Raw genomic sequence first — 11,837 nt, 5'->3', positions numbered from 1 at the left:
TCAATCATTCGCTTTTGTCAGTTCGGCTAGCTTGCACATGCAGCTACTTTTGCTTCTCCATTTACATTACACGAAGGTTTTAAACCGTTTTTTCTATGAAAAATATAGCTTGTCTTCTCCTTTTTGTCTTTTGTGGTCAATTGACTTTTGGTCAAATCAACATGTATAATGTGGATTCTGATCCCTATTCTTCAGCTCTCTTTGAGGTCAACAGTACAGATCGCGGAATCTTGATCCCCCGGATGTCCAGCACGGCAAGGGACAGCATCGTTGCCCCTGTTGAAGGTCTTTTGGTGTATGACAGCACGTACCATAGCTTTTGGTATTACAAGGATGAAACCTGGACTGAAATTCAAACCATTCCTGACGATTTGGGGAATCATGTAGCCGAGCAAAATATTGAAATGGGAGGTTTCTATGTCTCAGGCGATGGAGACAATGAAGGAATTAAAATTGACAGTAACGGAAATACCACGCTCAGTGGGAATCTCACGGTTCATAATGCCTACACCCTTCCTGATATTGACGGAAATGCCACCCAACTGCTCTCAACCGATGGGGCCGGAGGGCTGAGCTGGACCGACAGTGACAGCCCGTTCAAATCAGAAAACGGGCTGATCAGGCAAAAGGATACGAATAATGATTTTCTGGTCGGTTATCACAGTTTAGATTATATATCGTCAAATTCCGATTCAGAGCAAAAAATGTTTTTTGATAAAAGCAAAGGAGCTTTTAGGGCTGGAATCGCCGTGGACGATTCTTGGGATGAGGCTAATTTGGGTAAAACTTCTTTTGGCTTTGGAGTGAGTAGTTTAGCCTCCGCAGAACACTCCATTGCAATGGGTAACAAAAACAATGCTTCAGCTGTCAATGCCATAGCTATTGGTTTTGAAAATACCTCTAGTGGTACCAATGCCGTAAGTTTTGGGCAGCGTAATACTGCCAGTGGAAATTACTCCACGGCCTTTGGTTACAGCTCACAGGCGAGTGCATCTGACGCCGTAGCTTTCGGCTATGATGCTACAGCCAGCGGCAATAATTCGATAGCCGGAGGTTATCAGGCCAAAGCCACTGGTAGTTCGGCTCTGGCTTTTGGTTATTTGGCCAATGCCAGTAGCACAGGGGCAACGGCCGTAGGAAGAAGTAATAATGCCAGCGGACAGTACAGTTTTGCCGGAGGTTACAATACCTTGGCTAACTCCTACGGGGAAAATGCTTTTGGGATGTTTAATGAAAACATAGCGGCGAATTCAACCAGTAGTTTTAATTCCGGCGACAGAGTGTTTAGCATCGGAAACGGAAGCAGCACTTCTAACCGATCAGACGCCGTGGTGGTTTACAAAAGCGGCGATACAGAAATAAATGGGGCCCTTACTATTGATAATGCCTACACACTCCCAACCACCGATGGCGATGACGGAGAAGTACTCACCACCGATGGCAATGGCAATCTTAGTTGGGAGCCGGCCATACCGATAGGTACCATTCAAATGTGGCCGACATCTTCTGCTCCCTCAGGATGGCTGCTATGTAATGGTAGCAGCTTCAGCTCCGGTACCTATCCTGATTTAGCCTCTGTACTTGGTGGCTCTACTTTGCCTGATTTTACAGGTCGGTTTCCACTGGGCTCAGGCAATAGTGGAGAAAACGGTTCAACTAACCATAGTTTGGGTAGTGACGGTGGAGAGGAAACACATACACTTACCATTAATGAAATGCCCTCTCACAATCACGGTATCACTTATTCAGGCAAAAGTAAAAGTGGCAGTGGCGGTGAAGTCTCTGATCTGGAGAACAATGCCAGCACGGTTAATACTACTAATACAGGAGGGGGAAACGCTCACAATAATATGCCACCTTTCTACACGATAAATTTTATCATCAAGGCAAAATAGGAAAAACCTTCGGGGTACGGTCTTTTTCTCACCGCCGAAGGCTTAATTCACAAACTCTTTATTTCAAAAAAGCCGAGTACATCCATACAAGTTTTTCCTGTTCTCTGATATAGTCGCTCATGAGGGCATTCGTTCCTTCATCGTTGGCTTCACCTGATAAATCAAGGAGTACTCGCTGCTGGATGATGAGCTCTTTGAAAGCGTCCAGAATTTGGCTTACCGCCTGCACTCCATCTGAAACGTGAGGGCTCTCCTTAACTTTTGAGACTTTATTGTACTCTGAATAATTATGCTCGGGCGAGAAACCCAAAGTAAGAATCCGCTCGGCGATTTCGTCAATTTTCAGACGGAGGTCGTCATAGAGTTCTTCGAATTTGAGATGAAGTTCGAAGAACTTTTGACCCTTTATATTCCAGTGATAGCCTCTCACATTTTGATAAAACACAGAGTAATTGGCTAGCAGCGTATTTAGTTTCTCAGCCAGCTCGGTGGCTTTATTGGTCTCCAGACCTATGGCATTTAATTGGCTCATGTCTTTAAGTTTTTTTGATATTCAAAGATCACTTAAAAAGAGGTCAAACGCAGTGACAAGTATTACATAAAAGGCATAAAAAAACGCCTGATTAATCAAAAATCAGGCGTTTTCAGTTTATCAAAGGAAGTGAAATAATTACATATAATTGAGATCGTTATTCGGCTTCAGCTTAATCAGCTTTAAGGCGTTTAACATCTTGATGAACGGATAAGTGGGATCAAACTCATGCCACTTGATACCAAAGTTAGCTCTGCCACCAAACTTATGGTGATTATTATGGTAGCTCTCGCCCATCATCAGAAAATCTACAGGCAGCAGGTTTCTGGCCGTGTCGTTCACATCAAAGTTTCTGTAGCCGTACTTGTGGGCATACCAGTTGATAATTACTCCGTGTACCGGACCCATTAACCAGTGAATTGGTAATAGCAGGAACCAGGCCCAGTGATTGGCAAACTGAATATAGAACAAAGTGTAAGCCACACCCCAGCCGATTCTGATCAGCCAGTTGTCACCTAGTTTCTCCATGAAGGGCCAGTGAGGTACGTTCTTTTTGAATTTGTCCTCAATATCGTCTTCGCGATGGAGAATGTTATTGTAATAGTTTTTGGTTTTCCACATCATGTCAAAAAGATTGGCAGTAAACGATGGCGAATGCGGGTCTTGCTCTGTATCGGCATGAGCATGATGAAGGCGGTGCATTACACCGTAAGCATAAGGGCTCAGAAAAGAAGAACCTTGAAAAATGAAAGTAAGGGTGTAGAAAACTTTTTCCATGAAAGGGCTCATAGTAAACATCTTATGAGCGGCGTAGCGGTGAAGGAAAAACGTTTGAGCGAAAAGTGATAAATACCAGTGGGCAATAAAAAATGCTAGAATGATCATTAAAAAATCGGTCTTGATAAATGATTGGGTCACAAAGGACGGCATAGAATGATAAACAAAAAAATGAGCTACATCAGTTAGCGGATTGTTAACAGATGATTAAGAAGTTCTTTTGTGACGAAGGGCAGGTTTTTATACTACGGCAAAATCTTCCCTGTTTACACGATGGTATGGCTATAGCTGAGTTCAGAAATTTGATTATCAATTTGTTATCAAATATTAATCGTCATGAAAACTTTTGCATTTACTCTTTTTCTGATTCTAAAAACTTTTCTTTTCACTTTGGCCGCCTGGTTACTTCTAAAACTTTTTTTTAAGGTGCCAAGTTTTGAATTTCTTGATATCTCAAAAAATCCGTTCAGGTAGTAGATTTAGCATTGCGATCAGAAGGAATACCTACTTCTTTTTCTTCTTTTTCATATTCTGGATTTTGTCGCCACGTCTGATGGGCTTCTTATATCGTTGCTTAAGTTGCTTTTCGTAGGCTACACGTTCCTTTTTTTCTTTGCTGTTTTTAGCTGATTTTTCATGGAAAGCAGCACCGGTTTGTTTGGTCGGTTTGATATTTGACAGCCCTTCTTGGGAAATTGGCTGATCTTTTTCCTCAGGGGTGAGCTGACTTGACTTTTGCACCTCCTCGGGCCAATCTACACTTGGGATTTCATATTTCATCAAATTCTCAACAGCCTCCTTCTGTTCTTTTTCTTTCTCCGTATGAAGCAAAATAGCATTACCCTTTTCCTCGGCTCTACCTGTACGCCCAATCCGATGCATGTAGTTTTCAGGGTAAAAAGGCGTATCAAAACTGATGACATGACTGATTTTTTCAAAGTCAATTCCGCGGGCAATCACGTCAGTGGCAATCAGAATTCTGCTGGAGCCATCTTCAAAGTTTTCAATAGATGTCGTCCGGTAATTCTGTTCTTTGCCGGCATGAATCAGGGAGGACTCATGCTCAAAGTCAAAGGTTTCAAATAGCCTGTCGGCCTCCACTCTGGAGCCCACAAAAATGAGCACTTTGTTGAACGTCTCGCTATCTTGTAGAAGGTGGTTCAGCAGATTAACTTTTGAGTAAAAGTTAGGAACGGCATAAGCCGTTTGACTGATATTTTCAAGAGGCGTACCGCTGATGGCAACCGTTTTTTTGATTGGATTGATCAGGAAAGTATCGATCAGTTCGTCAACATAAGTCGTCATAGTGGCGGAGAACAGAATCTGTTGCCGCTTTGCCGGCAAAAGCTCAAAAATGTTCCTCAACTGTGTTTTATACCCGAAATCCAGCATGATATCCACCTCATCAATCACTAGTTTTTTGACAGATTTCAGTTTAACAGCATTGCTGATGGCCAGATCGTAAAGCCTCCGGGGGGTAGCAACAAGAATATCGGCACCCTCCATCACGGCCAGCTTTTGAGTTTTCATATTATTGGAACCGCCATAAACGCCAAGCACCCTAACGCTCATATATTCGGTGAGTTTTTCCACCTGCTCCACTATCTGTAAAACCAGCTCTCTGGTAGGGGCCAGAATCAGAACCCTTGGGTTGAGCTGCTCTGCATACGGCAAATCCTGAAGAATGGGAAGCAGATAAGCGAAGGTTTTACCGGTACCCGTTTGAGCAATACCCACAAAATCTGATCCGCTTAAAATGACCGAATAGGCCTCCTGCTGAATAGGAGTGGGGTTCACAAAGCCCAAATCATCTAAAGCATTTCGTAACTGCTTTTTGATTTTGAAATCATCAAAAGTATTCATTGGGCAAAGGTAAGCCCTTATTGCCGGTTATTTATTCAGTACTCACTAAGGATAATTGGGGTCAACGGTTAAGACGACGTTATTATTGGTTTCAAAGACGGCCTTGTCCTGGAGGAGAATTGTTTTCGCCGTGGCTGTCATATCGGAAAAAATAGTGCATTTGGTTTCATGTGGGATGATCACTGAATCACAGGGTCTGGGAATTTGGTTATTTGACCAGTTATCGGCTGTGTGCCAGTCTTCAGAAACTGTTCCGGTAAAAACCACTGTGGCGGGTGGGGCAGAAGTGCAGTCCCAGACAGGTGGTGTCACAAAAGGGAGTGTCAGCATTCTGATATTACAAGGAGAGCCTTGGTTTTGAAATTCAAAATAAGCCGTGTCTGAATCAATGGCGTATTGACATGGAGTCCAAGTGTTGCTTCCTTCAAAATACATTCCACAGTTGGCCAATGAACCGTTATTGTCAGCCTTAAAATAAATGGCGTTAATGGGTCTGTTCAAGTTGGCTGCATTATATAATGGAAACACTGGTGTAACGGTAGTGTTCAATATCAAAGGGCCTCTTAGCGGGTGGTATACCAATCCCGTGTTTGTAAAGTCATTAAGATACCCGGCAGGGCCACCATCTGCCAGGCTGGTATCGGCAATAAAAAGAGCTCCGGCGTTATTGAAAGAGACATTAGAAGTGATTTCAAATTTTTCGATTTCCATGTAGCCTTCGTTTTGTACTGCGAGACCAATACCGCTCATGTACAGCGAATCCTGAATAACGAGATCAGCACAGGGGTCATTATAAAGTCTATTCCGGGTTCTCATTTCCAGAGCAATTCCATCGGCAACGACGGCTTGATCAATAAAAAACTGACCCTCACCGGTATTGTATAACAGAGTGTCGTTTAGACCATAGGGATCTGAAATCAATCCTTTTTTGTAATACCTGGAGATATTGAATTCACCAGAGTTAATTATCATACCGCGGCCGAATGCTTTCACACCTTCCCTTTTAGACCTCATATCAAAACTTGCCAGACCTTCATTGATAAACCGGGTATCGGCATCTTGAATAACAAGCCCAAAAACATCTGGATTTAGAGGAGGCAAAAGATTTGGTAAATACCTGAAAGAGGCACCCGAGTGATTATATATGGTAGCAGCTGTACCCAAAAAGACGTTGTCGGAGCTTGTATTTCTAAAGATGACGTTATCATAATTATTAAAAACCTTACCACTGGAGCTGAAAAAGAGGTTATTACCCGTGGAATTTTCTAAAACCAGGTCTCCGTAATTATCGAAGTTTGAGCTTAGAGCCATCCCGTCTTCTGTACATTTTATCTCGCCACTTGCAGTATTTGTGAAAAGGCTACTGGTTTGAATGGTTAGTCCGCCGTCTACCTGAAAAATACCGCTATTTTCTCCTGTACTTCCTGAAATAACAGCTCCGGAAACTCCACCGCTTATTACCTGAATTTTTCCAGCGTTATTAAAAGAAGTGAGGTCTATTCCATCGCCACTATGATTCTGAATAATGATAGTCGCTCCATTATTGCTAAAAACGGCCCCGCTAATGCTTTTTATTCCGTCCTGATTGCAATCATCTATCGTTAGTAATCCATTAGGCATTCCAATGAAGGTGGAGAGAGCGTCGAGGTAAAGTCCATTATTAGCAGAGTTAATAATTTGAAATTCGCCATTGACATAGAGTTTACCATCGTTTTCAAGCTCCACACCTTGCCCCGAGGATTGCTGCACAATAAATTCGATGTTATTGTTTGGAGATACCTGATATAAAATACCACCTGCACCTACTATCAACTGCTTAATTGTAACATCAGTATTGACTACTACACTATCCCCGTTAATTCCAACAATGTCATTTGCATTGGGCACTCTGAATGCCGACCAGTTCCAGGGATCATTCCAAGAAATGCCATCTCCTGGTATATCACCTACCCAACTAATAGTTTGGGCCTTAAGGTCTGAAAGAGTAATTAGCAGTATGAGTAAAATTCTTAATGTTTTCATAACAAATCAATTTGTAGCATCCAACTCAAAGACACTTCCCGGTTCGGCCAGAAAGTGAGCGGATGGATATGAATATGGAGTAAACTGAAGAGTATGTGCCCGGGCTTTTGTACCGGTGGGAACAGTCAGATTAAGAAAGGGGTTTGAAACCACATCACTGCATGGGCCAGGCAATAATTTAGGCGAATAATTCATTCGGTTATTCCAGTCACTGTCTGCAGAGCCTGTGTAGAGTAGGTTTTTATAGATTCCACCACAGTTTGGTGAATTATTGATATTTACCGGAACATCCTTAGTACAACCCGCCGCAGAAAAGGAAAAGAAAAGTGAATCTGCCACCGGAGCATCTACTGTTGGTAACAAACTTCCATCACTTATATTCGCATTAGCCGCGATAAGAGTATGGTTTTTATTGGCCCATATATTACCAAGGGTGTATACCGCTGAGCTACCTTTATTGACTACATAAAATTCCCTTTTGCCGGGTGAAAGAAAACCGGCAGGTGGCTGAATCAAGTGTCCGTTATTCACAAATGCATTGAAGCCGATTTCAGGGAAAAAGCGATTGTAATCGACAAAAACGCCATTATTTTCAAAGGCGTTATAAATTCTGTTGGTGTCTTGGGTATCTTGAATGATGAAGCCGTCATTCACGTCATTTTTAATAGATACCGGAGTGTAAATGGAACCATCAGTTATGATCCAGGCACATTCTTCATTGGTCAAGCCTTTGGTTACGATGGCATCGCTTCCGGAGGACAAAATCTTTAATCGCCCCCCCGGTTTATTATAAAACTCCCTTACGGTTTTGAAACCTTCCAGGGTGGAATTGGAAATTTCGACAGATCCGAAGTTTGAGAACTTTCTGGTGCCTGACCCGGGATTAAACGTTTTATCGTCCAGACCTATTGAACACCGGTCAATGAGAATTTGCCCGTAGTTTTCATGAGTATTTCCATCCAATATTATCCCTGTAGCCGAGCATTGTGAGACATCAATCAGTCCGCTAGATTCATTGATGAAGAGGTCAATCACTCCAAAAGGATCATATCGTAGACCGGCCCCACCAGTGCCAACTATACGGATTGTGCCCAGGTTTTTCAAGGTATCACTCTGACCATTATTATCAAATCCTATGTCATTGATCTGATTTATGTAGATCAAACCTTCATTGAAAATCCTCTTTTGGTTGAGGATGCCTTTGTCGGAGTTAATAATATTGATTTCGCCGCCACTTTTATTGGTTAGAATACCACCCTGGCTAATGCCATATTCCCCGGCATCATCAATGGCTATTGTGCCAAAATTTTGAAAATTATCAGAGTTTGTTACTACTCCGTAAACGCTAAGTTCTTGAATATCAATATTTCCATGATTGATAAAAATCCCGTCGCCTACAGAAAGACCATCTGACAGCGAGTGTAATTGAACAAAGCCTGAAGCGGTATTTGTGAACGAGTTACTGGTGCCAAAGTAGGATAGAGAAAGGCCATATTGACTCCCGTTAATTATTTTTATAGTATCGGAGTTTATCACTGCTTTGGAGAAACCCATTCCTCCTCCTCCAACATTTTGAACTTCCAGCAACCCTTCGTTTTTCATGGTACCATCAAATCCCATCCCGGCACCGGTGGCATTTGTAACTTTTATTTCGGCTCCGGAGTAATTATGTACCGGTGTATGAATTGTGTTTCCCCAGGTTCTCAAACCATTGCCTACGGTCTTATTGATCAAAATCTGGCCCTTATTGATGAGAGAGTCTACCAATTCGTACAATACAATACCTTCATTACCAAGGGTATCTAAGTCTATCAAGCCTTCGTTTAATAGCTTATGGTAAAAAACAGAGATTCCTCCGTTGGTTAGATTGCTGCATTTAATAGTTCCGGAAGCTTGATTTATCAATGGTTGGGTAAGGCTCATCCCATTGGTTGACTGATCAATATGGAAAAAACCGGAATTCGTGAGACCTCCTAAGAAAGAATCTCCGGTTAATCCTGAGATATTTATTTCACCTTTATTTATCAAATTCGGGCATTCTATTCCTTTACTCCCGTTTGTTACATTAATGACTCCCGTGGTTTCGTTGGTAAAGTTTGCTGTTCCGTGATACAATCCAGATGCCGAATTCGTAACGTCAATTGTCCCAAAGTTTTGAAGAACGGCCGTTCCTCCGATATTTTGATTATCAATCGCATGGCCACCGGTGGAATTGGTAATCGTTATTTGTCCCTGATTGACAAGGGTTCTGGCATTATATAATCCAGTACCCGGCGGATTTTGAATGAAAAGGTTACCCGTGGAAAAAACTTGAATAAGTCCATCAGAAAAGCCGTCAAAGTAATTTCTAAAGCTCGGTATACCTACGGCATTCAAGGTTCCGTAAATATAGATTCTATCATAATTCTCAATGTTTTTGTTGACTGTTAGGATTCCGTTTACCTGAATTTCTCCACTATTTGTAATGGCTCTAAACGTACTTCCACTCTCGGTAATGGTTCCTGTGCCTGCAATGTTGAGTAAGCCGTCCAGATAAATTCCGGTGTTACAGCCCGTAATGTTGGTAATTCCATTCATGAGTGCCTCACAGTCCGGGTGAATTTGAAAACCCACTGTAACGGCACTACTGATTACTAATGTAAAACCACCGGATTGTGTTAAATGGGAGGGCGTTATATTAGACAAGTCTTTCCTGATGCTCAGGCTTTTGATGCTTTGATTTGAGCTTATAGAGACATCTGCCCCGCGAATGATGACGTCGCATGTCGTACAGGGAATGGCATCGGTGTCCCAATTTAGCGGATCTTCCCAGGTGCTTCCATCTCCACCACCATCCCAGATGATGGTTTGTGCGGAAAGTAGTTTACAAATGAAAAGTAAAGCGGTCAGAATAGTTAGTCTCATTAGCCAGGCATGTGTATTAGTCAATGACTAAACTAATGTTTGGAAGAGTACGAAACCGGACTTTTGAGCAGATGGTGTAATAAACTGTGTCAGTGGTAGTTTTGCTGATTACTTAAACTGATCAATGTCTTTGTAAGCTCTGTTTTTAGTGATCAGATCAACGAGCACATCCTGCACCGCAAAGGCGAACTCCTGATTAAGAGAGGCGTTAGTGTAGTCAATATTACTATTGAAAATTATTGCTGCAGAAAGGCCAGTTGAAGGCTCAATCATCCAGCCGGAACGCGTACCGGGTAGCGAGCCATACATATATGTTCGGTTTCCCCAAATACCAACTCCATGTGCCCAGTTTGGCTGGAGTGGCGTAACCTGCCTGAAAGTTGCCAGAAGGTTTGATGAAAGAAGGTCCTCACGACCACCCTTCGCATCAAGAGCCAGTGCAAACTTCAGGAGCGATCGGGCATTGCTAACCATGGCACCGGCACCTTTGTATCGTTCAATATTGAAGTTGTAAACGTTATTGACCAGATTGCCCTGACCATAGTAGGTGACCTCTTTAGGGTGATTACCCGAATTCATGGCAATCGTAGTTTCGGAGTCACCAATTGGGGCAAGAATTTCTTTTTTGACAAAGTCTATGAAAGACATACCTGACAGCTCTTCAACCACCATACAGGCGACAAAAAAGTTAACATTATTATAATAATAGGCTTCACCGGGTGCGGTGGTAGTAAATGAATTATCCATGAGCCAGTTCATGTATTCGTTATCGCTGAGGTTGTCATTGGTGTTGATGAGATCATAGCCATTGGCGTTTACAAATGCCCCGCTGGTATTGTGTAAAAGCTGGCCAACGGTTATGTTTTTTATGTGCTCTGTATAGGTCTTAGTTCCGTATTTATTGCCAAGCAATGCACCGGAGCCAAAAACTTTATCATTAATATTTAGCAGGCCTTGCTCCTGCAATTTCATGATTGCCAGACCAGTGTATGCTTTACTGGTGGAAGCGATTCTCAAAAGATGATCAGAAGTCATAGGTTCGTTCGTCGAAGTATTTGCTACACCCAGACCTTTCAAATAAACCAGTTTTTCGTTTTTGGCGATGGCCAATGATGCTCCCGGAATATTGTATTTAGTCATCAATCCGGTTACCAGGTTATCAATCTCTGCAATGTCTTCCTGAGTTTCAGGTTCTTTGGGTATGGGGTTCTGAGCATCAGGAGAACTCTTTTCGCAGGCGAAGAATACCGTAAAAAGTAAAGAGAGTAGGGCTGGTTTTACAAAAGAGTATGACTTGTACATATCGAATTCAATGAAAAAGGTTTTTAGATTATTCCGGCCTTTTTAAGCTCTATTTTATTGAGCTCCATCACCAAGCCTTGCCTTCTGCGGCGAGAAATGAGAGCTTGTTTTTGATTTTTCAGGCGAATATTGGTCTGGCCATATTCCTCAATTTCCTTAAGGTTTACGATATATTTTTTGTGGCTTCTGTAGAAACGATCAGAGACTCTGTTCTCCAATAACTTCAAGGTGGTGGCCACTATGTGAATGTCTCCTGATTTGGTGTAAACGTTGGTATAGTTAATGTGGCCCTCCAGCAGAATAATCTCTTCTTCAGGCAGTGTGATTCGGCCGCCAATATGTATTTCTGTTTTCATGGGATTACTATTTTTTAGTAAATCAAAGTTCAAGAATAGTACCACTCTGAGAAATACCGGTTTCCATTGAAAAGAGATACATGGAAACATTGAATTTGGCCTATACACGATTTCGGAATACTACATTCGCTTTGAAATGGGCCAGGAATTACTGTATTTTCATCTTTTGCTAGCTGCTTCTGAAAA

Annotated in this window: 8 protein-coding genes; 1 reads left to right on the top strand and 7 read right to left on the bottom strand. The window is 42.2% G+C overall.

Annotation, left to right across the window (positions count from 1 at the left end):
• Window positions 1–95: 95 nt before the first annotated feature.
• Window positions 96–1,895 carry a phage tail-like protein gene (locus tag AFM12_RS14815; RefSeq protein ID WP_055149619.1) on the top strand — a complete coding sequence of 600 codons (1,800 nt, stop codon included), beginning with the start codon at window positions 96–98 and terminating at the stop codon, window positions 1,893–1,895.
• Between the two features lie 58 nt (window positions 1,896–1,953).
• On the opposite strand, the gene AFM12_RS14810 is transcribed toward AFM12_RS14815, so the two are convergent.
• The 7 genes from AFM12_RS14810 to AFM12_RS14780 form a co-directional block, all read right to left on the bottom strand.
• Window positions 1,954–2,427, bottom strand: a complete 474-nt coding sequence (locus AFM12_RS14810; RefSeq protein WP_055149617.1) for a Dps family protein — start codon at window positions 2,425–2,427, stop codon at window positions 1,954–1,956.
• A 138-nt stretch (window positions 2,428–2,565) separates the two neighbouring features.
• A complete protein-coding gene (locus tag AFM12_RS14805) occupies window positions 2,566–3,312 on the bottom strand; it encodes an acyl-CoA desaturase (protein WP_055149615.1) in 747 nt (248 codons plus the stop codon).
• 396 nt (window positions 3,313–3,708) lie between these two features.
• A complete protein-coding gene (locus AFM12_RS14800) occupies window positions 3,709–5,067 on the bottom strand; it encodes a DEAD/DEAH box helicase (protein ID WP_055149613.1) in 1,359 nt (452 codons plus the stop codon).
• 45 nt (window positions 5,068–5,112) lie between these two features.
• Window positions 5,113–7,089, bottom strand: coding sequence for a DUF8693 domain-containing protein (locus AFM12_RS14795; RefSeq protein WP_055149611.1), 1,977 nt, complete (start codon window positions 7,087–7,089; stop codon window positions 5,113–5,115).
• Window positions 7,090–7,095: 6 nt separating this feature from the next.
• Entirely contained in the window at window positions 7,096–9,993 is a 2,898-nt protein-coding gene (locus AFM12_RS14790; protein ID WP_055149609.1) for an autotransporter outer membrane beta-barrel domain-containing protein, read from the bottom strand.
• Window positions 9,994–10,101: 108 nt separating this feature from the next.
• Window positions 10,102–11,295: a serine hydrolase domain-containing protein gene (locus AFM12_RS14785; protein WP_055149607.1), complete on the bottom strand. Its 1,194-nt coding sequence runs from the start codon at window positions 11,293–11,295 to the stop codon at window positions 10,102–10,104.
• Window positions 11,296–11,318: 23 nt separating this feature from the next.
• Window positions 11,319–11,651: a LytR/AlgR family response regulator transcription factor gene (locus AFM12_RS14780; protein WP_055149605.1), complete on the bottom strand. Its 333-nt coding sequence runs from the start codon at window positions 11,649–11,651 to the stop codon at window positions 11,319–11,321.
• Window positions 11,652–11,837: the final 186 nt, after the last annotated feature.

Source organism: Jiulongibacter sediminis (assembly GCF_001306455.1).
In the GTDB taxonomy this organism is placed as follows: Bacteria; Bacteroidota; Bacteroidia; order Cytophagales; family Spirosomataceae; genus Jiulongibacter; species Jiulongibacter sediminis.
This window is presented reverse-complemented; position numbering and strand designations above follow the sequence as displayed.